Source organism: Nocardioides sp. YIM B13467 (assembly GCF_042788075.1).
Taxonomy (GTDB): Bacteria; Actinomycetota; Actinomycetes; order Propionibacteriales; family Nocardioidaceae; genus Nocardioides.
In genome coordinates, this window is the sequence record NZ_JBHZPJ010000046.1 from 3,295,037 (window position 1) to 3,320,949 (window position 25,913).

At 70.2% G+C, this 25,913-nt stretch carries 29 protein-coding genes; 14 read left to right on the forward strand and 15 right to left on the reverse strand.

Going from position 1 to position 25,913, the window contains the following annotated elements; translation table 11 throughout:
* Genes ACFX43_RS22965 through ACFX43_RS22975 form a run of 3 tightly spaced genes read left to right on the forward strand, consistent with a single transcriptional unit; the run spans position 1 to position 2,464 of the window.
* Complete coding sequence (locus ACFX43_RS22965) at positions 1 to 834, forward strand: ABC transporter ATP-binding protein (protein WP_350720500.1); 834 nt, start codon at positions 1 to 3, stop codon at positions 832 to 834.
* 14 nt (positions 835 to 848) lie between these two features.
* Positions 849 to 1,658: an ABC transporter permease gene (locus ACFX43_RS22970; RefSeq protein WP_378835517.1), complete on the forward strand. Its 810-nt coding sequence runs from the start codon at positions 849 to 851 to the stop codon at positions 1,656 to 1,658.
* Positions 1,634 to 2,464 (forward strand): ABC transporter permease, encoded by an 831-nt coding sequence (locus tag ACFX43_RS22975; protein WP_378835522.1) that lies wholly within the window; start codon positions 1,634 to 1,636, stop codon positions 2,462 to 2,464. The genes ACFX43_RS22970 and ACFX43_RS22975 overlap by 25 nt, the downstream gene beginning before the upstream one ends.
* 4 nt (positions 2,465 to 2,468) lie before the next feature.
* On the opposite strand, the gene ACFX43_RS22980 is transcribed toward ACFX43_RS22975, so the two are convergent.
* The 8 genes from ACFX43_RS22980 to ACFX43_RS23015 all read right to left on the reverse strand — a co-directional run bounded on the left by ACFX43_RS22980 (position 2,469) and on the right by ACFX43_RS23015 (position 8,592).
* Positions 2,469 to 2,948, reverse strand: coding sequence for a nucleoside deaminase (locus tag ACFX43_RS22980; protein ID WP_378835528.1), 480 nt, complete (start codon positions 2,946 to 2,948; stop codon positions 2,469 to 2,471).
* Between the two features lie 47 nt (positions 2,949 to 2,995).
* Positions 2,996 to 3,805, reverse strand: a complete 810-nt coding sequence (locus ACFX43_RS22985) for a MurR/RpiR family transcriptional regulator (protein WP_378835534.1) — start codon at positions 3,803 to 3,805, stop codon at positions 2,996 to 2,998.
* A gap of 11 nt (positions 3,806 to 3,816) precedes the next feature.
* Positions 3,817 to 4,692: a factor-independent urate hydroxylase gene (gene pucL, locus ACFX43_RS22990; RefSeq protein WP_378835539.1), complete on the reverse strand. Its 876-nt coding sequence runs from the start codon at positions 4,690 to 4,692 to the stop codon at positions 3,817 to 3,819.
* Complete coding sequence (gene uraH / locus ACFX43_RS22995) at positions 4,692 to 5,006, reverse strand: hydroxyisourate hydrolase (protein WP_355225851.1); 315 nt, start codon at positions 5,004 to 5,006, stop codon at positions 4,692 to 4,694. The genes pucL and uraH overlap by 1 nt, the downstream gene beginning before the upstream one ends.
* Positions 5,003 to 5,497, reverse strand: a complete 495-nt coding sequence (gene uraD / locus ACFX43_RS23000; RefSeq protein WP_378841096.1) for a 2-oxo-4-hydroxy-4-carboxy-5-ureidoimidazoline decarboxylase — start codon at positions 5,495 to 5,497, stop codon at positions 5,003 to 5,005. Before uraD ends, uraH begins: the two co-directional genes overlap by 4 nt.
* A gap of 96 nt (positions 5,498 to 5,593) precedes the next feature.
* Complete coding sequence (locus tag ACFX43_RS23005) at positions 5,594 to 7,132, reverse strand: AtzH-like domain-containing protein (RefSeq protein WP_378835546.1); 1,539 nt, start codon at positions 7,130 to 7,132, stop codon at positions 5,594 to 5,596.
* Positions 7,129 to 8,169 carry an acetamidase/formamidase family protein gene (locus tag ACFX43_RS23010; protein ID WP_378835549.1) on the reverse strand — a complete coding sequence of 347 codons (1,041 nt, stop codon included), beginning with the start codon at positions 8,167 to 8,169 and terminating at the stop codon, positions 7,129 to 7,131. The genes ACFX43_RS23005 and ACFX43_RS23010 overlap by 4 nt, the downstream gene beginning before the upstream one ends.
* Before the next feature lie 45 nt (positions 8,170 to 8,214).
* Positions 8,215 to 8,592, reverse strand: a complete 378-nt coding sequence (locus tag ACFX43_RS23015) for a YidH family protein (RefSeq protein WP_378835552.1) — start codon at positions 8,590 to 8,592, stop codon at positions 8,215 to 8,217.
* Positions 8,593 to 8,637: 45 nt separating this feature from the next.
* Here ACFX43_RS23015 and ACFX43_RS23020 point away from each other — a divergent pair, with 45 nt between their 5' ends.
* A complete protein-coding gene (locus tag ACFX43_RS23020) occupies positions 8,638 to 9,465 on the forward strand; it encodes a thioesterase family protein (protein WP_378835556.1) in 828 nt (275 codons plus the stop codon).
* A 31-nt stretch (positions 9,466 to 9,496) separates the two neighbouring features.
* Here ACFX43_RS23020 and ACFX43_RS23025 read toward each other — a convergent pair whose 3' ends face one another.
* The gene (locus ACFX43_RS23025; protein ID WP_378835560.1) at positions 9,497 to 11,128 is read right to left on the reverse strand and encodes a D-alanyl-D-alanine carboxypeptidase family protein; all 1,632 of its coding nucleotides are present in this window, start codon (positions 11,126 to 11,128) and stop codon (positions 9,497 to 9,499) included.
* Positions 11,129 to 11,240: 112 nt separating this feature from the next.
* Between ACFX43_RS23025 and ACFX43_RS23030 the strand changes: the two genes are divergently transcribed.
* From ACFX43_RS23030 to ACFX43_RS23055, 6 genes are all read left to right on the forward strand, one after another.
* Positions 11,241 to 11,951, forward strand: coding sequence for a (deoxy)nucleoside triphosphate pyrophosphohydrolase (locus tag ACFX43_RS23030; protein WP_378835567.1), 711 nt, complete (start codon positions 11,241 to 11,243; stop codon positions 11,949 to 11,951).
* 10 nt (positions 11,952 to 11,961) lie between these two features.
* A complete protein-coding gene (mshB, locus tag ACFX43_RS23035; protein ID WP_378835575.1) occupies positions 11,962 to 12,885 on the forward strand; it encodes an N-acetyl-1-D-myo-inositol-2-amino-2-deoxy-alpha-D-glucopyranoside deacetylase in 924 nt (307 codons plus the stop codon).
* Positions 12,882 to 13,238 (forward strand): hypothetical protein, encoded by a 357-nt coding sequence (locus tag ACFX43_RS23040; RefSeq protein WP_378835579.1) that lies wholly within the window; start codon positions 12,882 to 12,884, stop codon positions 13,236 to 13,238. Before mshB ends, ACFX43_RS23040 begins: the two co-directional genes overlap by 4 nt.
* Before the next feature lie 62 nt (positions 13,239 to 13,300).
* A complete protein-coding gene (locus ACFX43_RS23045) occupies positions 13,301 to 15,676 on the forward strand; it encodes a VanW family protein (RefSeq protein WP_378835582.1) in 2,376 nt (791 codons plus the stop codon).
* A 109-nt stretch (positions 15,677 to 15,785) separates the two neighbouring features.
* On the forward strand, positions 15,786 to 16,616 hold the full coding sequence (locus ACFX43_RS23050; RefSeq protein ID WP_378835587.1) for an esterase/lipase family protein: 831 nt from the start codon (positions 15,786 to 15,788) through the stop codon (positions 16,614 to 16,616).
* Positions 16,617 to 16,636: 20 nt separating this feature from the next.
* Complete coding sequence (locus ACFX43_RS23055) at positions 16,637 to 17,026, forward strand: VOC family protein (RefSeq protein WP_378835593.1); 390 nt, start codon at positions 16,637 to 16,639, stop codon at positions 17,024 to 17,026.
* A 4-nt stretch (positions 17,027 to 17,030) separates the two neighbouring features.
* On the opposite strand, the gene ACFX43_RS23060 is transcribed toward ACFX43_RS23055, so the two are convergent.
* Positions 17,031 to 17,918, reverse strand: a complete 888-nt coding sequence (locus ACFX43_RS23060) for a GNAT family N-acetyltransferase (protein WP_378835599.1) — start codon at positions 17,916 to 17,918, stop codon at positions 17,031 to 17,033.
* A 79-nt stretch (positions 17,919 to 17,997) separates the two neighbouring features.
* Between ACFX43_RS23060 and fdxA the strand changes: the two genes are divergently transcribed.
* From fdxA to ACFX43_RS23075, 3 genes are read left to right on the forward strand one after another with little or no spacing between them, the layout of a single operon-like run.
* Positions 17,998 to 18,321, forward strand: a complete 324-nt coding sequence (fdxA, locus tag ACFX43_RS23065) for a ferredoxin (RefSeq protein ID WP_008358813.1) — start codon at positions 17,998 to 18,000, stop codon at positions 18,319 to 18,321.
* Complete coding sequence (gene dapC, locus ACFX43_RS23070) at positions 18,321 to 19,427, forward strand: succinyldiaminopimelate transaminase (protein ID WP_378835608.1); 1,107 nt, start codon at positions 18,321 to 18,323, stop codon at positions 19,425 to 19,427. The genes fdxA and dapC overlap by 1 nt, the downstream gene beginning before the upstream one ends.
* A gap of 37 nt (positions 19,428 to 19,464) precedes the next feature.
* Entirely contained in the window at positions 19,465 to 20,496 is a 1,032-nt protein-coding gene (locus ACFX43_RS23075) for a hypothetical protein (RefSeq protein WP_378835613.1), read from the forward strand.
* Positions 20,497 to 20,619: 123 nt separating this feature from the next.
* Here ACFX43_RS23075 and ACFX43_RS23080 read toward each other — a convergent pair whose 3' ends face one another.
* Together ACFX43_RS23080 and dapD are read right to left on the reverse strand one after the other, a co-directional pair.
* Positions 20,620 to 21,468 carry a hypothetical protein gene (locus ACFX43_RS23080; RefSeq protein ID WP_378835618.1) on the reverse strand — a complete coding sequence of 283 codons (849 nt, stop codon included), beginning with the start codon at positions 21,466 to 21,468 and terminating at the stop codon, positions 20,620 to 20,622.
* 26 nt (positions 21,469 to 21,494) lie between these two features.
* The gene (dapD, locus tag ACFX43_RS23085; protein WP_378835623.1) at positions 21,495 to 22,439 is read right to left on the reverse strand and encodes a 2,3,4,5-tetrahydropyridine-2,6-dicarboxylate N-succinyltransferase; all 945 of its coding nucleotides are present in this window, start codon (positions 22,437 to 22,439) and stop codon (positions 21,495 to 21,497) included.
* A gap of 152 nt (positions 22,440 to 22,591) precedes the next feature.
* On the opposite strand from dapD, the gene ACFX43_RS23090 reads away from it, so the two are divergent.
* Positions 22,592 to 22,879, forward strand: coding sequence for a hypothetical protein (locus ACFX43_RS23090; RefSeq protein ID WP_378835626.1), 288 nt, complete (start codon positions 22,592 to 22,594; stop codon positions 22,877 to 22,879).
* Positions 22,880 to 22,883: 4 nt separating this feature from the next.
* Here ACFX43_RS23090 and ACFX43_RS23095 read toward each other — a convergent pair whose 3' ends face one another.
* The 3 genes from ACFX43_RS23095 to ACFX43_RS23105 form a co-directional block, all read right to left on the reverse strand.
* Entirely contained in the window at positions 22,884 to 23,069 is a 186-nt protein-coding gene (locus ACFX43_RS23095; protein WP_378835629.1) for a YbdD/YjiX family protein, read from the reverse strand.
* A complete protein-coding gene (locus ACFX43_RS23100; protein ID WP_378835636.1) occupies positions 23,066 to 25,246 on the reverse strand; it encodes a carbon starvation CstA family protein in 2,181 nt (726 codons plus the stop codon). Before ACFX43_RS23100 ends, ACFX43_RS23095 begins: the two co-directional genes overlap by 4 nt.
* 90 nt (positions 25,247 to 25,336) lie before the next feature.
* Positions 25,337 to 25,906: a DinB family protein gene (locus ACFX43_RS23105; RefSeq protein WP_378835639.1), complete on the reverse strand. Its 570-nt coding sequence runs from the start codon at positions 25,904 to 25,906 to the stop codon at positions 25,337 to 25,339.
* Positions 25,907 to 25,913 lie beyond the last annotated feature (7 nt).

The following is a 25,913-nucleotide window of genomic DNA, read 5'->3' on the forward strand; positions in this document are numbered from 1 at the left end:
ATGGCCGAGAACAAGCTCATGGATGCCGGTGCTCCCGCTGCGGAGACCGGTGGCGGCACCGGCATCCACATCTCCGGAATCAGCAAGGTCTTCGGCTCCGGGTCGAAGGCCGTCACCGCGCTCAAGGACACCGAGCTCCACACCGACCAGGGCTCGTTCCTGGCCCTGCTGGGGCCCTCCGGCTGCGGCAAGTCGACGATCCTGCGGATCCTCGCGGGCCTGGAGACGCCGACGAGCGGAGAGGCGTACGTCGACGGCAAGGCACCCGCCGAGCTGCGGCGTGACTCCGAGCTGGGGATCGCGTTCCAGGACCACGCGCTGCTGCCGTGGCGCTCGGTGGTCGGGAACATCAAGCTCGTCTTCGAGGTCGCCGGGCGGCGTCCCGACATGTCCTACATCCACGAGCTGATCAAGCTCGTGGGGCTGGAGGGCTTCGAGAAGGCCCGCCCCGCGCAGCTCTCCGGCGGGATGCGGCAGCGGGTCTCGATCGCCCGCGCACTCGCGCTGAAGCCGTCGGTGCTCCTGCTCGACGAGCCGTTCGGCGCGTTGGACGACATGACCCGGCAGAACCTCAACCTGGAGCTGCTGCGGATCTGGACCGAGAAGCCGGCGACCACGCTGCTGGTCACCCACGGTGTGAACGAGGCGATCTTCCTCTCCGACCGGGTCGCGGTGATGTCGCCGCGACCGGGCCGGATCAAGGAGATCATCGAGGTCGACCTTCCCCGGCCGCGTACGCCCGACATGATGCGTACGCCGGAGTTCCACGCGCTCGCCGACCGGGCCTCCGAGCTGCTCTTCGGTGACGACGGGCGCGCCGAGGCGGAATCTTGAACAAGCAGAGTTTGATGCGACTGAATCAACAGCTGGCCGGCTGGGTGGCCGGTCTGATCGGCGTGGTCACCCTCTTCGTGCTGTGGGCGGTCGTGGCCGTCGCCGGATTCCCGCCCGACCCCGGCACCGGGTTCACGCCGGTGCCGCCGCCGTGGACGGTCCTCTCGGAGATGGCCGCCGCGGGTCCGTCGGCGTTCTGGGACGGCGTGCTCCGGGAGACGCTGATGGAGGCGTCGATCGGGTTCCTCTGGGGCAACCTGATCGCCCTGCTGCTGGCCTCGCTGGTGCTGCTGGTGCCGTGGCTGGAGCCGATGATCATGCAGATCGCGGTGACGACGTACTGTCTGCCCGTGGTCGCCGTGGGCGGCATCTCGATCGTGGTCCTCGGCGGCGCCGAGCAGCCCGGTGACCCGTCGAAGACCTCGATCTTCCTGGCCGCGCTGATGGTCTTCTTCACGACCGTCGTCGGGGCTGTGCTCGGGTTCAAGTCGGCCGATCGCGCCTCGCTCGACGTGGTGCGGGTCTACGGCGGGTCGGTGTGGACGCAGCTGGTGAAGGTACGCCTCGTCGCGGCCGTGCCGGCGATCCTCAACGCGCTGCAGATCGCGGTGCCGACCGCGATCCTGGGTGCCGTGCTCGGCGAGTACCTCGGCTCCACCGACCGTGGCGTCGGGCGCACGCTGATCGTCCTGCAGGGCAAGCCCGACCCGGAGCGGCTCTGGGCCGTCTTCCTGGTCTGTGCCCTGGTCGCTCTGGCCGGCTATCTGCTGCTGGGGCTGGTTTCGCGTCTGGTGACGCCATGGGTCGCTGGGAGGTCCGGATGATGTCGGGTGCCAAGGGTCTGTCGCGGGCGGTCCTGGGGCCGGTGCTGCACACCCTCGCCGCGCTGGCGATCGTGGTCGTGCTCTGGCAGGCGTTCGTGTCGTTCTCCAGCGTCTCGGAGTTCGTCGCGAAGGGGCCGCTGGACGTCGTCGACCACCTCTTCACCGGGCCGGACGCGGCTGCCCATCGGGCGGAGCTGTTCCCGCTGACGTGGGTGACCCTGCGGGACGCCGCGCTCGGCTTCCTCGCCGGGATGGCGATCGCCGTGGTGGCGGCGGTGCTGTTCAACCTGTCGCGTACGGTCGAGGCCGGCGTGATGCCGCTGGCGCTGCTGCTGCGCTCGATCCCGCTGGTCGCGATCGCTCCGGTGGTCATGCTGATCACCGGCCGTGCGTCGACCGCCTCGGTCGTGGTGCTCGGGATCATCGTGGTGCTGTTCCCGGCGCTGGCCGCGGTCCTGTTCGGGCTCTCGCGGGCCTCGCCGCAGTCGCTGGACCTGGTGGCCGTCTACGGCGGCTCGCGGCTCACCGCGATCCGGAAGGTGTCTCTTCCCGGCGCGCTTCCGTCGATCTTCGCCGCGGCCCGGGTCTCGGTGCCCGGCGCCGTGACCGGCGCGCTGCTGGCCGAGTGGCTCTCGACCGGCAAGGGCATCGGCGGCAACATCCAGAAGTTCCCCGCCGCCGCCCGCTTCGACGATCTGTGGGCAGCCGTCGCGATCATCACCGTGGTCACGCTGGTGCTCTACAACCTCGTCCAGCTCCTCGAGTCGGTCGCGCTGGAGCGGATGGGGATGGGCGCCTCGCAGTAGCCGGTCAGTAGTCCGTGCGGTCCTGCTTCGCCAGCCAGGCGTCGAACGGGTCGTACGCCTGCGGGATCCGCAGCTCGTCGACCTTGGTCGGCCAGTCGTGGTGTTCGTTGGCGCGGCCGGTGCCGAACAGGTCGTAGAAGGCGCGGTCGTCGAACCCGCCCTTGGCCGCGTCGTCACGGTCGGCCGCGTAGACGACGCGGTCCAGACGCGCCCACAGCGCGGTCGCCAGGCACATCGGGCAGGGCTCGCACGAGGTGTAGAGGGTGCAGCCGGCCAGCGAGAAGCTGTCGGCCTCCTTGCAGGCGGCACGGATCGCGACGATCTCTGCGTGGGCGCTCGGGTCCAGGTCGCGGGTGACCCGGTTCTGGCCGGTGCCGAGCAGGATGCCCTCGCGGAGGATGATGGCCCCGAACGGGCCACCGCCGTTGTCGACGTTGCGCACGGCAAGTGCGATCGCCTGTTCCAACCACATGGTGTCGCTCATGAGATCCCCCCGGATCGATGTTCCTGCTGCCATTCTGCTCCCAGACATCACTCGACCTCGTGGAGCCGGTCGTAGGTGGCGCTGATGGTCGAGACGCGGTCGCGTCCGGCCCGTCCCCGCTCGTGGAGTACGCCGTCGGCGAGCACGCTCGCCAGCGACATCGGCGCGGCCAGGGAGTCGAAGGCGAGAGCGCCTTGGACCGGGCACTCCAGCGCGATGTCGGCACGGCCGAGGTGGACCGTTCCGGTCGGGTCGGCGATCACGATCACCGTGCTCCCGGAGGCCGCGGCGGCGTCGACGAACTCGCCGAAGCCCGGTGGCCGGCGCCGCAGCCCGACCGCGACCACCACCGATCCCTCGCCGAGCTCGGCCAGCTCCTCGCCGATGACCTGGCCGGGAGCGGGCGCGAGTGTGACCCGCTCGCGGGTCTGGGTGAGCTGCTGGCGCAGATGGAGCGCGACCGGGTAGGAGTTGCGCCAGCCCGCGACCATCACGTCGCTCGCCCCGGCGATCGCCTCGATCGCCTCGACGATCCCGGCCTGCTCCACGACCCGCGCGATCGCGGCCGCCTCACCCTCGGCGTGGGCGCTCAGGTCCGGGGCACCCTCGACACGTCGCGGCTCGCCGGCCGTACGCAGCCCCCGCAGGTGGTCGCGTACCTCGTCGAAGCCGTCGAATCCCAGCGACCGGAAGAGCCGGCTCATCGTCGCCTTCGAGACCTCGGCGAGCGAGGCCAGCTCGGCCGCGCGGTAGGTCGCCAGGTCGTCGAGATGCTCCAGCAGCGTGTCGGCCGCCTTGCGCTCCTGCGGCGACAGCTCCTGGTAGTGCGTCGCGATCCGTCGGTCGATCCGGTTCATGTCAGACCTCGTCACGCGAAGCCTGGCACCGATGCCCAGGCGTCCGGCTCGGTCGATCCGTCGCGCTGCAGGGTCGCCTCGATGAGCCCGTAGGGGCGGTCGGCGGCGAAGAAGACCTCATTCTGGTTCTCGAGGTCGAAGGGGGAGAGGTCGACGAGGAAGTGGTGCTTGTTGGGGCAGGAGATCTTGAACTCCGCGATCCCCTCGAACGCCTCCATCACGGCCCTGCCCATCTCGTAGATGGTCTGCTGCAGCGCGAGCGAGTGCACCTCGGCGAAGGTGTCGAGCATGATCGCGCGGATCCGGTCGTAGGCGTCGTTCCAGTCCTCCGGGTGGCTCTCCCACCGCCACCACGCGGTGACCTCGGTCGCCAGGATCCGGTCGGTCGTCTCGGCGAGGGTGGTGTAGCGGTCGCGCGGGAAGCCGTGGAACTCCGAACCGGTCGACTTGAGCACCACCAGGTCGGTCAGGCCCGACAGAACGAATTTTCGTTCGCCATAGCTGTTGACCACAGCCGTACGCGTCTCCTGACCGCGCCGGGCGAACGAAAATTCGTTCGCCGGGATGCGGTCCCAGGAGTAGGACTCCGCCTTCATCACCGACCCGGTCACCCACGGCTGCTCGGCCCAGTAGGCGGTGAGGTCGAGCAGGAACGCCTCCGGCGAGGTGATGCCGAGCTCCTTGGCCTTCGCGTAGACCACGTTCTTCTGGGTGTCGGTGGCGTGCACGTGCACGTTGTCACCCTCGGTGAAGGCCGTCGCGAAGTCGCCCCTGAGCTGGGTGGACACGTTCAGGTCGTGGATCGTGTGCCGCGCGCCCTCCCGGTCGACCTTGACCAGGCGTACCTCCGCCTTGCCGTGCTGGTTGGGGCCAAGAGTGATCGACATCAGCTTCCTCGATAGGTCGTGTAGGAGAACGGGCTGAGCAGGAGGGCGACGTGGTGGTGCTCGCCGGCGGTGACGGTGAACCCGATGGTCACCTCGGGGAAGAAGGTCTCGCGATCCTGCTCGGCGAACCAGGGTCCGGTCGCGAAGGTCAGCATGTGTGGCCCGGGCGGCACCTCGCCGTCGAACCGCACCCGCCCGTCGGCGTCGGTGGTCGCGGTGCGCGCGCTGTCGTCGGGAAGGGTGAGGTAGAGCGCGAGCCCGGCGGCGGGCCGGCCGAGGGCGGCGTCGAGGACGTGTGTGGAGACGGTGGTCATACCAGTAACCCTCGCAGCCGGAGCAACGCGATCTCGGCCAGCTGGCCCTTGGTCACCGTGATTTCGGTAGCCGGGTCGTTCTGGAGCCGCTCCTCGAGGAGCGCGAGCATCTCCTCGGCGCTGCGTCCTGCTGCCCGCACCAGGTAGATCCGCCCGAACCGCTCCTCGTAGGCCGCATTCCCCGCCCTCAGTCGCGCCTGCACCTCGGCGTCGGCCGGGTCGACCCCGGCCTGCTCACGGGCGGAGAGTGCCGCGCTCGCCCCGTCCCCGGAGTGCCGCTCCCCGATCCGGGGGTGGTCGGCCAGGGCTGCCTCGACCTCCTCGTCCGTCCAGGCCGCGGCCAGCTGCCTCGCGGCGGCGAGCAGGTCCGGTACGTCCGTATAGGGCCGCCCCGCGACCAGCCCGGCCGCCCACGAGGGGATCGCGACACAGGGTGCGACCACCGCTTGCGCCTCGTCGGCGGGCAGTGCATCGAACTCGGCGAGCGTCATCGTCACCAGGGCAGCCTATGAAACGAGCGTTTCGGCGTCCGAAACGCAGGTTGCCTTTGTGTAACGCCCGGGCGGCTGCCCCGCGAAGCTCTCCGCTTACTCTGCGAAGCTCTGCGCCAGGGCGAGGAGGTCGCGGTCGCGGCCGGGTGCGGCGACCAGGCAGAGGCCCGCCGGGAGGTTGCCGGGTGTGCGGACCGGGATCGAGACGGCGGGGAGGCCGGCGATACCGGCGATGCAGGTGAGGCGCATGGTGTCGTCGCGCACCCCGGCAGCGTCGGCCGCCGTCGGCGCCACCGAGGAGGCGCTCGGGTAGGCGAGGATGCGGTCGCCGACGACGTCGAGGATCTCCGTACGCGCCTGTGCGAGCACGGTGCGCGCCTCGGCGGCCTGCTCCCGGGTCACGGACCGGGCCATCTCGAACCGACCGCGCACCGCCTCGCCGAGCGTGTCGAGCCGGGTCTCGAGCCAGGCCCCGTGGGCCTGCCATGCCTGGTAGGCCTGTCCGATGACGAAAGCCTGGCGCCACTCGTCCAGCCTGGCCGCCTCCCAGGCCAGCGGCTTGGCTTCGGGCAGGGCGTCGCTCACGGCGGTGGCGACATCCTCCGCAGCGAGTCCGACCAGCGCCGGCACCAGGTGGACCTCGTCCACCGAGACGGACGACGACGCCGGAGTCTCCGGCAGCAGTACGTCACCCACCGCCTGCAGCAGGAACGCCGAACGCGTCATCCACCCGACGGTGTCGAAGGCCTTGGCGAGCGGAAGCAGGCCCTCGCGCGAGACGGCGCCGTGGGACGTACGGATCCCGTAGAGGCCCTGGTAGGCGGACGGGACCCGGATCGAGCCGCCGGTGTCGGTGCCGAGGCCGATCGAGGCCTGGCCGAGAGCGACCGCGGTCGCCGAGCCAGATGACGAGCCGCCGGGGATCCGCCCCGGAGCCTTCGGGTTCGGCGGCGCCCCGTAGTGGGCGTTGAGCCCCGACAGCGAGTAGGCGAATTCCTCGGTGCGCGCGATCCCGCGTACCGACGCCCCGGCGTCGAGCAGCGCGGCGACGGCGGCGGCGTGCGACGGTTCCGTCGGCGCCTGCTCCAGCCAGGCCGGGCTCCCTGCGCCGACCGCGAAACCGGCGACCGCGAAGAGGTCCTTGACCGCGACGGTCTCTCCCGACAGGGCACCGTCGGCGGTGTGCGAGGAGACCAGCGGGTCACCGACGACCCGCCAGATCCGGGTGTCGAAGGCCGGCGCGGGCGCCGAGACGTGGGCCGCGGTGACCTGCCAGCCGCCGTACTCGATCCGCACCGGGTCCCGCGCCCACAGCTGCGTCTGCAGCCCGCGCCCGCCGCGGTCGAGCTCGGTGACGGCCACGATCAGCGCGTGGTCGTCGTCGATCACCTGCACATGGGTCTGCACGATGCGCCGCTTGGGCGCGCCGCCGCGCGACCCACGAAAGGCGGAGATCTGCTCGTGCCCGACGAGCAGCCCGGCGGCATCGCCTCGCAAGGTGGTCGGTGAGTCGGCGAAGAGCGCGTCCAGAGCTGCGACGTCGTCGGACATCAGCGCGCTCTCGTACGCCCGGAAGGCCTGCAGCAGCCCGTGCGGGACCGGTTTGAGCTGGGCGCCGGCATGTCGAGGGGTCATAGGGCGAAGTCTGCCTTGCGGATCGTGGCGTGTACGCCTTTGACGACGTCGACGACCTGAGAGATCCGGAAGTCGGTGGCCGCCGAGAGATAGGCGTACGCAGCCTCAGGCTCCATCCCGAAACGCGCGCTGAGCAGGGCGATCGCGGCCCGGACGCAGTTCTGCGTGGCCACGTCGAGGGACTCGTCGAGCCCGGTGGGAATCAGATATTCCGAGGTCTCCGCCAGCGGCCCGGCGAGCTCGCCGAACCGCGCGGCGGCCTCCTCGCGAGCGACCAGGTCGAAGCGGAGCGTCGCCCGGAGCGAGGCCTCCAAGGCGGTCAGCGAGACCTCGCCGTCACCCTGCGCGAAGTGTGGGTCGCCGACGTAGGCCAGCGCGCCGGCGACCTGGACGGGCAGGTAGAGGGTCGCCCCGGCCGTGAGCAGCCGGATGTCGATGTTGCCGCCGTGCGACCCGGGCGGGACCGAGTGCGGCCGCTCAGACCCCGGCACGGCGACCCCCATGATCCCGAGGAACGGGTCGAGGGCGAACGACGCCGGCCCGATCACCCCACGTCCGTCGACGACGGGCGTGAAGACGCTGTGCACCGGCGAGTCGCCTCGCGGGAACTCGCCCGGCAGCGCGCCCCGCCCGTGCCGGTTCGACACCACGCCGTAGGGCACCCGCGGCAGCGTCTCCAGCACCGTGATCGCGAGCAGGTCACCGACCTCGGCACCCTCGACCTCGATCGGCCGCGAGACCACGTGCGGACCGTCGACGCCGAAGGTCCGCTCATAGCCCGACGCCGCGAGAGCGACCGCGTCGGAGAGGACCTCCGAGACGCCGTGGGCAGAGAAGAACCGCTCCGGGTCCCGCCCCTGGTCCTCGAGGATGCCCTCGTGGGAGATCGTGTCCACGGTCACCGAGGTGCCCGGCGCGACGCTCAGCACGGGGGAGTCCGTCGCGCACGGCAGCCGTCCCCAGAGCACGTTGTCGACCTCGGCCGGGAGGTAGGTCGTCGAGCTGATCGGTCCGGTCCCGGGCTGGAGCGCGTTCATGGCGGCACAGTACGAAACCGATGTTTCACGCTCGTGACAGCCGGATCAGAGCACCAGCGAGAACCCCAGGAGCACGCCGACCACCAACAGTGCGCCCGCGAGGATGAAACCGGTCGAGAAGGCGGGCAGGGGCCGACGCTCCCGCATCGCGCGCTCGACCCGTGCCCAGCGGATCATCGCGAACAGCGTGCACAGGATCGCGGTGACCACCAGCACGGCGATGACCCCGACGCGTACGCCCTCCGGGGTGGGCACCTGGAACGAGTGCAGCGCGACCGCACCGGCGAGCAGGCCGAGCACGGTGCGTGCCCAGGCCAGGAAGGTGCGCTCGTTGGCCAGCGTGAACCGCGGGTCCGGCTCGGAGCCGTGGTGGTAGACCCAGTGCGGGTGCCGCGGGTCCTCCTTCGATGGCGTCTCGGTCATGCCCCCATCGTCCACCACATCGGGTCCCGATCTAGATTATTACCCATGGGTAATAGGGAACCGGCCGAGTTCGACCGCGACATCGCGGTCCGTCGGGTCGACAAGAAGACGTACGCGGCCGACCTCGCCCCCGGCTGGGTGGTCGGCGGCGGGGTGAACGGCGGCTACCTGCTCGCGGTGATCGCCAACGCGCTGCGGGCTCACCTGCCGAACCACCCCGACCCGATCGTGCTGAGCGCGTTCTACGCCGGCGCCAGCACCCCGGGGCCGGCGGAGGTCCGCATCGAGACCAAGCGTGACAAGGGCTCGCTGGCCATCGCGACCGCCGAGCTGTGGCAGGGCGAGGAGCTGCGGATCACCACCACCGCGACGTACGCGGACCTCGACGGCCTCCACGCAAAGAGCAGCGGCTTCGAGCGGGTCACCGCGACCGAGCCGGAGCTGCCGCCGCTCGACGAGTGCCTCTCCTCGACCACCGCGCCCGAGGAGATGAAGAAGTTCGTACCGATGCTGGACCGCTACGAGCTCTGCGTGCCGAAGGAGCAGTTCGTCTGGGGCGGCGCCGCGCCGACCGGCGAGGCGGTCTTCACCGGCTGGTTCCGTCACCACGACCGCGAGCCCGACCCGCTCTCGCTGCTGCAGGTGCTCGACGCGCTCCCGCCGGTGACCTTCGGGCTCGAGCTGCCGGGCTGGGCGCCGACCCTCGAGCTCACCTGCCACATCCGCCACAAGCCGGCTCCGGGCTGGCTCAAGGTGACCCACTTCTCCCGCAACCTCTCGGGCGGCATGTTCGAGGAGGACTGCGAGGTCTGGGACTCCGAGGGCAAGCTGGTCGCCCAGGCGCGTCAGCTGGCTCGGCTACCGCGGGCCTGACGGGTCAGGCCGGGCAGTCACATCGAGGCGGTCACATCGGGGCGCAGCGGTCCTTCCCGCCGTACGCGTCCCAGTGCCACGCCTCGGCCGAGTACTGCTTCAGCCCGAAGTTCAGAGCGTTCTTGTTCAGGAACCGCCACACCGCGCTGGCCGGCTCCGAGGCCCGCGTCGCGCAGGTCTTGCCGCCGGTCGCGCTGGGCTGCTCGAAGTCGATGGCGATGCCGAGCTGGTGGGATGAGTGGCCGGGCTGCGCGGTCAGCGTGTAGTCGCCGGCCGGGCAGCCGCCGGTGACGTCAGACTGACACAGCGCCTTCTGCTTCTTCATCGTCCGGAACGAGCTGCCGGCGACCAGGTCGATCCCCTGCTTCTCGGCCCTCTTGACCAGCGCTGCCGCGGCCCCCGAGATGCGTGCGTTGACGACGGTCAGGCCGTCGGCACCGTCGATGTAGTAGGGGTCGCCCTTGGTGCTCTCGGTGCCCGTGTTGGGCAGTCCCTCGACCGCGCAGAGCCGCACCGGGATCAGCTTGCCCTCGTCGTACCCCTCGCCCTCGCCGAGGTCCTTCGTCCCCGGCGCGCATACGAGCGCGGTCGAGTCGGCGCGTACGTTGCCGACCGGCCTCGTCGGTGCCGCGATCTCGAGGAGCTTGCCCTCGGTGGCGCCGGCGGCGCGCTGCTCGGAGGCCTCCACGGCCAGCTCGGCGAGGTGACCGGTGACCCCGCCTGCGTTCGCGTCGGTGTCGGTCTGGCCGGCGTCCGGTGCCGTCTTCGGGACGTCCTCGGGGCAGGTCGTGATCGTCTCGCTCAGCGGCTTCTGGGTCCCGGTCGCGAGGGTGATGTTCGCGCACACGACCGTGGTGTGGTCGCGCTTGGCGTAGGTGTCCTGCCAGGTCCGGTAGCCCGCCACCGAGAAGCTGTTGCCGTCGGTGCTGGCAGGGTCGGCCTGCAGCGTACGCAGCTTCAGGCCGTCGCCGTAGGCGCCCGGCTGCTCCAGCCAGGTGCCGATGTCCGCGGCGGTGACCTCCCAGCCGACGCTGCGCAGGGACGCCACGGCCACCGACAGGTCGCTGCCGACGCCGTTCAGGTCGTCGGTCGTGGTCTGCTCCCACTTCTGCATCTGGTCATAGAAGTCGTACGCCCCATAGCCGCCGACCCCGACCAGCGCGAGCACCAGCAGGCCCACGACCACCTTCGGCCACCGCCGCTTCTTCGGCGGTTCGGGCCCGAACCGGCCGGGACCGAAACCCTGCGGGTACGCCGGGGGCGGTTGCCCCGCGTAGGGCTGCTCCGGGTATGGCTGTTCGGGATAGGGCTGCTCGGCGTAGGGCTGCTCCGGATAGGGCTGGTCCTGGTACGGCTGCTCCGGATAGGGCTGGTTCGGATAGGGCTGCTGATCCGGGTAGGGCTGCTGGCCGTAGGGCGGCTGCTCGGGCGGATAGGGCTGCTGCTGAGCCGGGTACGGCCGCTGCTCGGGGTAGGGCTGCCCGCCCGGGTAGGGCTGGTGCTGCCCCGGATGAGGCCGCTGCTGACCCGGGTGCGGCTGCTGCGGCCGGCCCGGCTGCGCCTGCGGTCGTTGAGGCTGCCGCGGGCCGGGGAAGGGCTGTTGTCCCCGGTAGGGCGGGCGAGGCTCGCCGGGGCGCCGCGGGGGCCACTGCTGATCGCTCATGATCGGGCCCCGGACGGGGGCAGGCAGGCGATGAGCAGAAGACGGCGGGGCACGGCGTTGGAGCGTACCCAAGAGACACCACATTCCGGGTGTCTAGGGAACAATCTCACACGTGAACAGCCCCGAGACCGTAGTAGCCGCAGCGATCCTCAGCGCCGACGGCAAGCAGGTGCTGGCCGCGAGGCGTACGTCCCCGCCCGAGGCCGCCGGACGCTGGGAGCTCCCCGGCGGCAAGGTCGAGGAGGGGGAGACGCCCGAGGCGGCCCTCGTCCGGGAGATCGGCGAGGAGCTCGGCTGCCTGATCGAGGTGCTCGACTGGATGCAGGGCGAGTCGGCCATCGGCGGGACCGGCGGCCGGTTGATCGCCGCGACGGCCAGGGTGGTCGCGGGTGAGCCGAGGCCGCGCGAGCACGACCAGGTCCTCTGGCTGGCGGCCGAGGACCTCGACTCGGTCGACTGGCTCGAGCCCGACCGTCCGTTCCTCGATGCGCTCCGCCACGTGCTCGGCGTGCCCGAAGGGCCCACCCTGCGCGGCATCTTCTTCGAGGAGGAGGACGCCCGTTCGGCTGCCTCGACGCTGGAGCGCGAGGGCTGGACGGCCCGGATCAGCCGTGAGCGTTACCAGGGCGAGGACGACGACGAGGATCACCCCTGGTCCGTGGAGACGGACGCCCCGGAGATGGTTCTGGAGCTGCTGGTGGACGAGTACGACGGCTGGCTCGACATCCCCGAGGACGCGCCGGACGACTCGATCGCCCCCGAACCCGTCGAGCTCCCCGAGAACCCGAAGCGGATCAAGCGCCCAGACTTGGGCAACTCCTAGGATCGATAGCGTGACTTCACAGAAGAGCCTGCTGCTCGTGCACGCCCACCCCGACGACGAGACGATCACGACGGGGGCGACGATGGCGAAGTATCTCGCCGAGGGCGCCCGCGTGACCCTGGTGACCTGCACGGCAGGGGAGATGGGCGAGATCCTGGTGCCCGAGCTGGCCCACCTCGCCGCGGACCAGGACGACGCCCTGGGCGATCACCGCCGGGGCGAGATCGAGGACGCGATGGCGGCCCTGAAGGCCCCCGACGGCAGCCAGGTCGACCACCGCTGGCTGGGTGGTTTCGGCAACTACCGTGACTCCGGGATGACTTGGAGCGACGACCGTACGCACGCGCTCCCAGACCCCGACGCCCGCGAGAACGCCTTCTGGTACGCCGACCTCAACGAGGCCGCCGACCACCTCGTCACGATCATCCGCGAGGTGCGCCCGCAGGTGCTGGTCACCTACGACGAGTTCGGCAACTACGGCCACCCCGACCACATCCAGGCTCACCGGGTCGCGACGTACGCCGCCCATCTCGCCGCCGTGCCGACCTACAAGAAGGAGCTCGGCGAGGCCCACGAGATCGATCGGATCTTCTGGACCGCGATCGCGGAGAGCTGGATCCGCGAGGGGCTGCGGGCGGCCCGCGCGGCCGGCGACGAGGAAGCGCTCGGCGGGATGGACCCCGAGGGTCCGCTGCCGATGGCCACCCCCGACGTCGACATCGCCGCCGCGATCGACGGCACCGCCTTCGCCGACCAGAAGGTCGCCGCGATGCGCGCCTACCCCACCCAGATGGACATGGAGCAGGGCATGTTCGCGATGACCAACAGCCTCGGCACGACAGCGTGGTCCCACGAGCACTTCCGGATCGCCAAGGGAGCCGTCGAAGGGACTGACGACGGGAACACCCTGACCGACCTCTTCGCCGGGTTGTGAGGCTGCTCGGCGGCGGCCTGGCTCGTTGTGGGGCCGGTCTTGTCCTCGGTCTCGTCGTCGGGGTCGCGGCGGTCGCGGTCCACCCGTGGTGGTGGGGTCTGCTGCTCGCGTTGGCCGCGTCCTCGGCGACGCTGCTCGTGCTGCCGCGAGGGGCCTCGAGGATCGCGTACGCCGCGGCCTGGGCGATCGTGGTCGCGCTGGCCGCGACGCCGAGGCCGACGGGCGGGTATGCCGTCGCGGGCGACGTGGCGGGATACCTGATGATCTTCTGGGCCGTGCTGATGATCGTGGTGGCCACCGCGACCGTGTCGAGGGTTGCTTCCCGGGCGGATCAGGGCCTCCCCGGGAAGTGACGAACGTCCCAAGATGGGCTACGGGTTCGGCCTAGGGGGGTATAGGTCCTAGGCTCTCCCGCATGTCCAATGAGCCCGAGGCCTCCAAGGCCCCCGAGCCCGCGAAGCAAACTGACGCGGCCGGGTCCAACGCCAGCCAAGCTGGCGCGGACGATGCTGCCATCGAGACGATCATGATCCCTCAGATCGAGATCGACGCCCGTGTTGCCGAGTCCACGGGTGCCAAGCCGGTTCCGAACGACGCCGATGACGAGCCCGACGGCGCGACCCGATTGGTCCCCGCCGGCGACTTCGACGAGGATCTGGCCGAGGAGACCCTGCTGCGCAGCACGATGCTGCGCTCGGAGCTGCCGAAGCGCGCGGAGCTGCCGGAGGAAGACAACTTCCTCTTCGTCTCGAAGAACCGGAAGTTCGCCCCGGAGCCGGACGCGGTCGACGCCGCCCCCGACCTGGCCAGCGAAGCGGCCACCGAGATCGCGCTCGACAACCAGGCCCAGAACCCTCCCGACTTCGATGACGAGCCGCTCGAGGAGACCGTCATGGGCGTCGGGCCGTTCGTCGTGCACGAGCCGGTCCCCGCCGACCAGTCCGGCTTCGACCAGTCCGGCTACAACCAGTCGGGCTACGACCAGTCCGGCTACGACCACTCCGCCTTCGAGCAGCCCGACTACGCGCAGCCGGTCGCGGCCGAGAGCAAGCCGCTCGGCACCGGCACCAAGGTCGCCGCCGCGATCGCGGGCGGCGTCGCCATCCTGGCCTTCGCCGGCTGGGCCGCTGCGTACGCCGTGGCCGGGGAGAAGATCCCCGAGGGCACCACGGTCGCGGGCGTGGACATCGGCGGCATGACGGCCAACGAGGCGGCGCCGCTGCTGGACCAGAAGTTCGCTCCCGCCCACAGCCAGCCGATCAACGTGACCGCCGGCGACAGCACGACCGAGGTCAACCCGGCCGACGCGGGCCTGAGCTTCGACGCCGAGGCGACGATCGCGAAGGCCAACGCCGTACGCAGCTGGAGCCCGGTCAAGCTGTGGAAGCACTTCACCGGCGGTGGCGAGATCGAGCCCGTCATCAAGGCCGACGACAAGCTGATAACCAAGGTCGCGGCCAAGGTGAACAAGCGCGCTGGCACCCCCTTCAAGGACGGCGACGTCGTCATCAAGAAGGGCAAGATCAAGACCACCCAGCCGGTCGCCGGCGAGGGCGTCAGCGACGAGGCCCTCCGGACCGCGCTCGCCGGTCAGCTCCTCGTCGAGGGCGACCGCAAGGCCGACGTACCTCTCGCGGAGCTCACCCCCGACGTCGACGAGGCCGACGTCCAGGAGGCGGTCGACAAGGTCGCCACTCCGGCGGTCTCCGGCCCGATCACGCTGAAGTTCGAGAAGACCCCGGTGGAGCTGTCGCCGAAGGAGTTCGGCGACGCGATCCGGTTCGACCCCAAGGACGGCGAGCTGCAGGCCTCGGTCGCGCCCAGCAAGCTCAAGAAGGTGCTCAAGAAGGCCCTCGCCGACGACGCCGCCAAGCCGGTCGACGCGACCGTCAAGATGGTCAACGGCGCTCCGAAGGTCATCCCCGCCAAGCCGGGTGTCACCTTCAACCAGAAGGACCTGGAGGCGGTCTTCCTCGACGTCGTCACCGCGCCCAAGGGCGAGCGCACCGTCGAGGTGAAGTCGAAGGTCGCCAAGCCGAAGGTCACCACCGAAGAAGCCAAGGCCTGGGGCGTGAAGGAGAAGGTCTCGACCTTCACCACCAACTTCCCCTACGCCGAATACCGCAACGTCAACATCGGCCGCGCCGCCGAGCTGGTCAACGGCACCGTGCTCGCGCCGGGCGACACCTTCTCCCTCAACGGCATCGTCGGGGAGCGTACGGCCGCCAACGGCTTCACCAAGGGCTGGATGATCCAGAACGGGATCTTCCGCGAGGACTACGGCGGCGGTGTCTCGCAGATGGCGACGACCACCTTCAACGCGATGTTCTTCGCCGGTCTCCAGGACGTCGAGCACAAGGCGCACTCGCTCTACATCGACCGCTACCCGATCGGCCGGGAGGCGACCGTCGCCTGGCCCTCGCTGGACCTGAAGTTCAAGAACAACACCAAGTACGGCGTCCTGATCCGTTCCTGGGTCAACCCCGCCAGCGCCAGCGGCCAGGGTTCGGTGACCGTCGAGATGTGGTCCACCAAGATCTGGGACATCAAGACCCGCACCGGCGAGCGCTACGACTTCAAGCCGCCGGGCAAGCAGAAGATCACCGACGGCAACTGCGAGAACACCGTCGGCGCCCCGGGCTTCTCGATCAACGTCTGGCGCGACTTCTACAACGCCGGATCGGGCGCGAAGGTCGACACCCAGACCTTCAAGACCACCTACATCCCGCAGGACGAGGTCGAGTGCACCGACGAGTCGGAGAAGCCGCCGCCGCCCGCCGACCCCAACTGACCCGATTCGGCCGGTTCTGACCAAAACCAACGCCGAGTCGGCGCGTCATGACGCGCCGACTCGGCGTTGTTGGCCGTGACGCGGATCACAGCTGTTCGTTGAAGCGGTCATGCGCCCGTTTCTGCTGAGTCTTCTCGCTGCTGCCGCACTCGTCCTGGCCCCGATCTCGTCACCCGCCGCGGCGGGGCCGAGCCGGACCGGGATCCCGCTGCCGGGGTCGCCCTACGGCGACCCGGCGGGGGCCAACGACTGGGCGTGCGCACCGTCGGCAGCGCGCCCGACGCCGGTGATCCTGGTGCACGGCACCTTCGGTGACCGTCGCTCGCTGTTGGACCCGATCTCGCTGGCCATGAAGCGAGCCGGGTTCTGCGTCTACTCGTTCGACTACGGCAACCGCGCGACCGGTGACATCCGGGACTCGGCCGCTCACCTGGGGGAGTTCATCGAGCGCGTACGCGAGGTCACCGACGCCGACAAGGTGTCCCTCGTCGGTCACTCCCAGGGCGGGATGATGCCGCGCTACTACATCAAGAACCTCGGTGGCGCCGCCCACGTCGAGGACCTCGTCGGCCTCGCCCCCTCCAACCACGGCACGACCGTCGTCATGGACGGGACCGCGATCGGAGCCACCGGTCTGTGCCAGTCCTGTGCCCAGCAGGCCGCCGGCTCGCAGTTCCTCGCCGACCTGAACGCCGGCGACGAGACCCCGGGCGACATCTCCTACACCCAGATCGTCACCGCCACCGACGAGGTGGTCGTGCCCCACACCTCCGGCTTCCTCGCCGAAGGCCCGAACACCACCAACGTACGCATCCAGGACGCGTGCGCCCTCGACCTCTCCGACCACCTGCTCATCCCGATGAGCACCTCCGCCATCGCCCTCACCCTCGACGCGCTCACCCACGAAGGCCCCGCATCCCCGGACCTGAAGACCTGCTGACCGCGCCCTACCGTTCACCCATGCACCTGGACCTGGTCACGATCGTCGTTCCCGACTACGACGCGGCGGTGGAGTTCTTCCGCGGCGTCCTCGGCTTCGAAGTCACCGAGGACGCCCCGTCGACCACGAACGATGGGCGCCCGAAGCGATGGGTGGTCGTACGTCCGCCCGGCGGCGGCACCGGGTTCCTGCTCGCCCGGGCCGACGGCCCGGCACAGACCGAGAGGATCGGTGACCAGACCGGCGGCCGGGTGACGTTCTTCCTGCGCGTGGACGACTTCAGGATCGCGTACGAGAAGCTGGTCGCCGCCGGGATCGAGCTCGTCGGGCCGGTGCGCGAGGAGCCCTACGGCACCCTTCAGGTATTCCGGGACCCCTTCGGCAACCTGTGGGACCTGCTGGCGGGCTGATTCCCTACGGAGTGGGCGAGGCGTAGTAGCGGCAGCGGTGGTGCTCGGTGAAGCCGAGGCCCTCGTAGAGCGCGAGGCCGGGGGCGTTGGTGGTCTCGACGTGCAGCCAGGCGCCGCGGGCGCCGCGTTCTGCGCCCCACTCGAGCAGGGTGGCGAGGGCCTTCGTGGCGAGGCCCTGGCGGCGGTGTTGCTCGGCGACCTCGAGGTCGTGGATGGCCAGCCAGTCGCGCTCGAGCGTGCCCATGATCCGGGCGGTGTCGCCGAGAGTGATCAGCACCTGTGCGTCGCTCGCCTGGACCTCGACGCGGGCGTCCTCGACGGGCGGAGGCAGAAGGCGGCGGGTGGCGGCGAGCCCGGCGAGCTGGAACTCGACGGTCACGTCCTCGACCCAGCCCCGCGCGAGCACGGCCTCCTCGGCCGCGGAGCCGACCTCGATCTTCAGCCGTGGGCGCTTGTGGCGGCTCCGGTAGTAGCTCTCGACCCGGTCGATCGCCGCATCCAGCCCGATGCCGGGGTCGCCGATCGCGAGCGCCGAGTTGGGTCGCCGGCGGACCGAGACCTCGTGGTCGAAGAGCACCCACTCGCCCAACGGCTCGGAGGTGGTGCCGGGGAAGATCGCGGCGCTGAGCAGCTCGGCCTCGCGCACCCCGATCCGAAGGCGTACGTTCGGCCGCGGCGGCACCGGTTTGCCGGAGACGATCTCGGCGACGGGCACGCTCACCTGCTCCCCGGACTCACGTTCGATGACCGCGACGCCGTCGGCCCATGACGTACAGACTCCGAGGATGTCGGTGAAGGCGGGGCCGCCGGTGGGGCCGGTCTCGCCAGGTATGAGGCGACGGATGACGATCCGCTGACCGACGACATGTGGTCCCAGGAGATGAGCAGGCACGTGGGGATACTAGGCTGTGCATGGAAGGGCCAGCTGCGCCCCTCTGACTTTAGTGAAACCCCGCTTGGAGGAGCCCCGAATGACGTACGTCATCGCCCAGCCCTGTGTTGACGTGAAGGACAAGGCTTGCGTCGACGAATGTCCCGTGGACTGCATCTACGAGGGCAAGCGGATGCTCTACATCCACCCCGACGAGTGTGTCGACTGTGGCGCCTGCGAGCCGGTGTGCCCGCCCGAGGCGATCTTCTACGAGGACGACACCCCGGAGGAGTGGAAGGAGTACTACGACGCCAACGTCAAGTTCTTCGACGACCTCGGTTCGCCCGGTGGCGCTGCTCGCATGGGTGAGATCGACAAGGACCACCCGTTCGTCGCCGCGCTGCCCCCGCAGAACCAGGACTGATGCCGGCCTCGATCCCGGTCTCGCAGCGGCTGCCTGACTTCCCCTGGGACAAGCTCGCTCCCTTCAAGGAGAAGGCGTCCGCGCACGCTGACGGACTGGTCGACCTCTCGGTCGGGACTCCGGTCGACTCGACCCCGGCGGTGGTGCAGAAGGCCCTCGCCGGAGCCGCCGACTCGCCGGGATACCCGACCACGATCGGCACTCCCGCGGTGCGGCAGGCCGCGATCGACTGGCTCGCGCGCAACCACGGCGTTTCGGGACTCGGGCTCGAGAACGTGCTCCCCGTGATCGGTTCCAAAGAGCTGATCGGCTCGCTGCCGCTGCATCTCGGTGTCGGCCAGGGTGACCTGGTGGCGTACCCGGAGCTCGCTTACCCGACGTACGAGGTCTCCGCGGCTCTCGTCGGCGCCGACACCGTCGCCACCGACTCGCTGGTCGCGCTGGGCCCGAAGGCGCCGAAGATCCTGTGGATCAACTCGCCCTCCAACCCGAGCGGCCGGGTGCTCCCGGTCGAGCACCTGCGCAGGACGGTCGAGTGGGCGCGCGAGCGCGGCACGCTGCTGATCTCGGACGAGTGCTACATCGAGTGCGCCTGGGAGGCGTCTCCCGTCTCCGTGCTGCACCCGGACGTCTGTGGCGGCTCCTACGAGGGGATCCTCGCCGTCCACTCGCTCTCCAAGCGGTCCAACCTCGCCGGCTACCGCTGCGCCTTCGTCGCCGGTGACGCCTCGGTCCTGGGTGAGGTCCTCGCGGTCCGCAAGAACCTCGGCCTGCAGATGCCCGGCCCGCAGCAGGTCGCCATGGTGACCGCGCTGGGCGATGACCAGCACGCCAAGGAGCAGCACGCCCGCTACGCCGCCCGGCGCACCAAGCTCAAGGCGGCGCTGGAGTCGGCCGGCTTCCGCATCGACCACTCCGAGGCGTCCCTGTATCTCTGGTCCACGCGCGACGAGGACTGCTGGGACACCGTCGAGTGGCTCGCCGAGCGTGGCATCCTCGCCGCTCCCGGCACCTTCTACGGTCGCGCCGGCAGCCAGCACGTACGCATCGCCTTCACCGCCACCGACGAGCGCGTCGACGCGGCGGTCTCCCGCCTCACGGCATAGCCGGGCGGGGTTTGCCCCATACGTGAAGATTGGTGGAGTGAGCGCACAGCCGGGGACCCCGACGGGCCCGCCGACCATCCCGCCCCCGGGTCCGCGGCCTCCTGCGCCGGGCCCTCACGGGCCGAGACTCCCCGAGCCGGCGCGCGAGGCGCTGCGGAAGTCGGCGCGGGAAGCCCGCAAGCAGCTGCGGCCGGTGCGCAAGCACCTCATCGTTCTCGGCGTCGTGATCGCCGTCGCCCTGGTCTTCGCCGGCCTGCGGCTCCTCGGCGTCGGGGTCGGCGGCATCCCGGTCCTCGCCCGCGAGGCCTGCACCGTCACCTCCGAGGGCGAGACCTACGACCTCTCCTCCGAGCAGGCCGAACGTGCCTCGACGATCGCCGCCCAAGCCGTACGCCGCGGCCTTCCCGCCCGCGCGGCCTCCGTCGTGCTGGCGGTCGAGCTCGCCGATCACTCCCTCGAGCGGGATCCGGCGAAGGCGGCCGGCCTCTACGACCGGCTCTCCGGAGTCCCCGACTACCGCCAGCAGTCCGTCCCGGGTGTCGCCCAGCAGATCAGCGACGGTTCGCGAGACGGCTACCGCGACGCCGAGCCCGAGGCGCGGGCTCTGGCCTCGGCGCTGACCGGCAACACTCCTGAGGCGTTCTCCTGCGTCGTCAAGGGCGGTGCCGAGGAGGTCCCGGACAGGCTCAGCGGCGCGGGGCTCACCTCGCGTGCGGAGGCGCTGCGCGAGGACGTACGCAATGTCTACGGTGGCCTCCCCGAAGGCGGCTTCCAGCCCGGCGGGGTGACCACCGGACACATGGTCGGCTCGGCCCACTACGAGGGCCGCGCGGTCGACTACTTCTTCCGGCCCATCAACGCGCGCAACAACATCAAGGGCTGGTCCCTGGCGCAATACCTCGTCGCCAACGCCGACCGCCTCGACATCGAGACCGTCATCTACGACGACCGCATCTGGACCAAGTTCCGCTCCGGCGCCGGCTGGCGCGACTACGAGGTCCCGCCCCGCGGCGGCGACCAGGCCATCCTCGAGCACCGCGACCACGTGCACGTCGACGTAGCCGACTGACGCCGAGGCGTCACGTACGTCGGCCGAGAGGTCGCTCGCGCTGGCCGAGTTGCCGCCCGAGTGCCATGTCGGCCGACCAAGGTGACGCTTCGGCCGACCGGGGTGACGCCTCGGCTGGTGGGGTCAGGCGAGGGTGACGACGATCTGGTCGCCGGAGACCTCGGGGGTGTCGGCCCACTCCTCGTCCTTGCCGGCGGACCAGGTGCGGCCGTCGTAGGCGATGGAGGTGGCGCCGAACTCGCTGGCCCGGGCGAGTACGTAGTGCGCGACCGCCCAGCCGTTGCGCTGGCCGGTCTCGCCGGCGTCGACGGGGATGACCACCGTGCTGCCGTCGACCCGGGCGCGGCCGACCATCTGGCCGAGCAGCTGGTTGACCTCGGTCGTGGTCGCCTGGGGCTTGCCGGAGCCGGCCTCGGGCTCGTCGATCCGGCAGGTCAGCGCGGCGGGGGAGTAGCCGCTGATCGCGGAGGCGATCGCGCGACCCTCGCCCTCGTGGTCGGCGTACGCCTCGGGGTAGGCCGAGCGCTGCACCTCCTGCGCCGCCTCGGTGACCACCATGTCCTCGTAGCCCTCGATCTTCACCAGCGCGTCGTAGAACTTGTTGGTGGCGTAGACCGGGTCCTGGACCTGCTCCTCGGTGCCCCAGCCCATCGATGGGCGCTGCTGGAAGAGGCCGAGCGAGTCCCGGTCACCGTGGCTGATGTTGTAGAGCTTCGACTCCTGGATCGCGGTCGCGATCGCGATCGTGGCCGCCCGCGCGGGCAGGCCGCGCTTGAGCCCGAGTGCCGTGATCACGGCGGCGTTGCCCATCTGCTCGGGGTCGAAGCGCGCCTCGTACTCGCCGGCGACCGCCGTGCACTGCTGCAGGTCGGGCAGGATCGAGCCCAGCTTGTCCGTCGCGGCCTGGACGACCCAGTAGATGCCGCCGGCGATCACGCTGAGCACCACCAGGGCGGTGAGAAGCTTCTTCAACTCGGCACTCTGCTCTTCGGTGAGAGTCAGTTGGCGTGGAGGGCGGCGTTGAGCTCGATGCCCTCGCCCTTCCACGGGACTGCCTCGATGGCGCCGCTGACCGAGTTGCGGCGGAAGAGGATGTTGGAGGCGCCGGAGAGCTCGCCGGCCTTCGTCACGGTGCCGTCGGGGAGCGTGACCTTGGTTCCGTACGTCACGTAGCACCCGGCCTCGACCACGGCGTCGTCGCCCAGGGAGATGCCGATACCGGAGTTGGCACCGAGCAGGCAGCGCTGGCCGATGGAGATGACGGCCTTGCCGCCGCCGGAGAGGGTGCCCATGATCGATGCGCCGCCACCGACGTCGGAGCCGTCGCCGACGACGACACCGCCGGAGATCCGGCCCTCGACCATCGACGCGCCGAGGGTGCCGGCGTTGAAGTTGACGAAGCCCTCGTGCATGACGGTGGTGCCGGAGGCCAGGTGGGCGCCGAGGCGGACGCGGTCGGCGTCGCCGATCCGGATGCCGCTCGGGACGACGTAGTCGACCATCCGCGGGAACTTGTCCACGCCGAAGACGGTCACGTGCTGGCCCGCGGCGCGCAGCCGGGCGCGGGTGAGCTCGAAGCCCTCGACGGCGCACGGGCCGGCGCTGGTCCACACCACGTTGGTGAGCAGGCCGAAGATGCCGTCGAGGTTCTGCCCGTGCGGCTGCACGAGGCGGTGGGAGAGCAGGTGGAGTCGCAGCCAGACGTCCTCGGTCGACTCCGGCGCCGTGTCGAGATCCTTGACCTCGACGAGCGCGACCTTCTTGGTCACCTGACGCACGTCGTCGGCGCCCTCGAGCGCGGTCAGCTCGGCCGGCGCCGTCGCGTCGGCGGGCTTCTCGCCCAGCTGCGGTGCGGGGAACCACACGTCGAGCACACTGCCCTTGTCGGATCCAGTGCCGGCGGCGTACGTCACGAGGCCGAAGCCCCAAGCTGCATTCGTCACGGGGCGCAGTCTAGTGGCCGAGCCTGAGCGGTCCCTTATCGACGGTCTCGACGTGCGAACATGGGGAGCGTGAGCGAGCGCCAGCCAGTGAACCATCCAAACAACACGCGACCGCGTCCGTATTCTGGCGCGTGCGCTACGGAGGTGGTCGCGTGAAGAAGAGCGCGCCGCCGATGCCCAAGCTCCTCCAGGCCGAGGACGGCACCTGGACCCTGGAGATCCCCGGCGTGGCGACCAGCAAGGGTCACCCGGCGCCGGAGTGGGCGATGGCGAAGGGCGTGGAGGTCGTCCGTCGCGCCGCCTCCGACATCGTCCGCAGCTGGATCAACGGCAAGCCGGTCAGCGACGCCGAGAAGCAGGTGGTCCTGCTCGTCACCCGAGGTGACTCGCAGGTGTACGCCTGGCTCGACGCCGCCTTCGCCGACGACAGCCCCCACTAGACCGCTAGCAGCAGCGGGCCTGCGGGTTGTGCTCCTTCTCGTCGGCCCGGTGACGCTCGAACGCGCGCCGGCTCATCGGATCGACGCCCTCGCGCTCGCACCGGGCGACGTACTCGTCCCACTTGGCCTCCCCGGTCGCCTGGCGGAGCAGCCGCCAGGCGCCGGAGACACGCTCGGTGAGCAGGCTCATGACACTGGCGCCTTCTGGGAGGCCTCCCACTCGCGTACGGCCTCCTTCTCCTCCTTGGTGGCGAAGAAGTCGGAGGGCGCGACGATCTTCGACTCGACCTTCGGGACCTCGGTGGTCGGCAGCGAACCACCGGCGCGGATCGTCTTGACCACAGTCACCGCGGCGCCGGCGACGATCACGATCACCAGCAGCGCGAACGCTGCCTGCAGGATGCCGCTCTGGGTCGAGTTGTAGATGATCTGGTCGACGTCCCCGGGGGTCTTCGCAACCCCGTAGAGCTCGCCGGCGTCGCGTGCCTCGCGCGCGGCAGAGGCCTGGGCGAAGTAGCCGATCGTGGGGTTGTCGCTGAACACCTTCTGCCAGCTCGCCGTCATGGTGACGATGAGGTCCCAGACCAGCGGGATGCCAGGCACCCAGGCGAACTTGGCCAGACCGTGCTTGAACATCAGCACCGTGGCCAGGGTCAGGGCGATCGCGGCGAGCAGCTGGTTGGCGATGCCGAAGAGCGGGAACAGCTGGTTGATCCCGCCGAGCGGGTCACCGACGCCGATCCAGAGCATGTAGCCCCAGGCCAGTACGACCAGCGCGGAGGCCGACCAGGCCGCCGGTCGCCAGGAGGTGTCGGCGTAGCGCTTCCAGACGTTGCCGATCGTGTCCTGGAGCATGAAGCGGCCGACCCGGGTGCCGGCGTCGACGGCGGTCAGGATGAAGAGCGCCTCGAACATGATCGCGAAGTGGTACCAGAAGGCGGCCAGGCCGCCCCCGAACGCCTCGCTGAAGATCAGCGACATCCCGAACGCCAGGGTCGGGGCGCCACCGGTGCGGGAGATGATCGTCTCCTCCACGCTGGCCGCGGCTGCCTCGAGATCGGCCGGGGTGATCGAGAAACCGAGCCCGTTGACGAAGGCGGCCGCGGTCTCCGGGGTGCCGCCGGTCGCGCCGGCGGCGGCGTTCATCGAGAAGTAGATGCCCTGGTCGATGACCGAGGCCGCGATGAGGGCAGAGATCGCCACGAACGACTCCATCAGCATGCCGCCGTAGCCGATCATCCGGACCTGGCTCTCCTTGGCGACCATCTTCGGCGTGGTGCCGGAGGCGATGAGCGCGTGGAAGCCGGAGAGGGCGCCGCAGGCGATGGTGATGAAGACGAACGGGAACAGCTTGCCGGCGAAGACCGGACCCTCGCCGTTGGTGGCGAAGTCCGTGACGGCCTCGTTCTGCAGCGTCGGGGCCGCGAGGACCAGGCCGACGGCCAGCAGCACGATGACGCCCACCTTCATGAAGGTGGAGAGGTAGTCACGCGGGGTGAGCAGCATCCACACGGGGAGGATCGAGGCGACGAAGCCGTAGACGACCAGGCAGATCACCAGCGTCTCGTGGGAGAGGGTGAGGGCGTCGGCCAGGCCCATCTCGTCGACGTACCCACCACCGATGATGGCCAGCAGCAGCAGCGCGACGCCGATGACGGTCACCTCGCTGACGCGACCGGGGCGCAGGTAGCGAAGGTAGAAGCCCATGAAGAGCGCGATCGGGATGGTGAGGCCGATCGAGAACACACCCCACGGCGACTCCGCGAGCGCATTGACGACGACCAGCGCGAGCACCGCCAGGATGATGATCATGATCGCGAAGACGGCGATCAGCGCGGCCACGCCGGCGACGGTGCCGATCTCCTCACGCACCATCTGACCGAGGCTCTTGCCGTCGCGGCGCATCGAGAAGAACATCACGACCATGTCCTGCACGGCGCCGGCGAAGATGACGCCGACGATGATCCAGATCGTGCCCGGCAGGTAACCCATCTGCGCGGCCAGCACCGGGCCGACGAGCGGGCCTGCGCCGGCGATCGCGGCGAAGTGATGCCCGAAGAGCACTCGGCGGTCGGTGACGTCGAAGTCCTGCCCGTTCTCCAGCCGCTCGGCCGGGGTGGCCCGGGTGTCGTCGACCTTCAGCACCTTGTTGGCGATGAACTTCGAGTAGAACCGGTAGGCGATCGCGTACGAGGCCAGCGCGGCGAACAGGATCCACAGTGCCGAGACGTCCTCGCCTCGGGACAGGGCGAGCACGGCCCAGCAGACCGCGCCGACGACGGCGACGGCGGTCCAGATCACGATGGACTTGAGGTTGGGCCCGGACCGTGGGCCCGAGCTGGTGGGGTTGGCGGTCGACGTCGACATGGTCTCCCTCTGATTCAGCGCGCGGTAACGGTCGTTGTGACCGCTGTCTCAGCCTAGTCTCAGGAAACCGCCTGGTGGGCGGGGGAGGGGCTACTGCCCGGTACGCCCGTCGATGACCTCCCGCAGCAGGTCGGCGTGACCTGCGTGCCGGGCGTACTCCTCGATCATGTGGACCAGGATGTCGCGGATGCTGACCGGCTCGTCGCCGCGGCCGACGTCACGGGTCTCGCCGAGCATCGAGTCTTCGATCGAGTCGAGCCACTCGTCGGCCGCCGCGACCTGCTCACGCCAGCTCGCGAACGCCTCGTCGACCGACTCCTGGGTCGGCTCCACCTTGTGGAACCCGCCGGTGGGGTCGTCGGCGTCGAGCCGCGGCAGCTCGAGGTTCTCCTTCAGCACCCGCTGGAACCAGCTCTGCTCGACCCGCGCCATGTGGCGGATCAGCCCGAGCAGGCTCAGGTCGCTCGGCGGCACGCTCTGCTTGACCAGGTCCTCCGGACCGAGGTCCTGGCACTTGAGCTCGAGGGTGAGCCGGTAGTGGCGCAGGTAGTCCCGGTAGGTCGCCAGTTCGCCTACGGCCGGCTGCTCCTGGTGGCGTGGATCCTCGCCCTCGGGAAGCCAGATTCCGCCGAAGCCCACCTGTCGCTGATCACTGCTCATGGGTTCA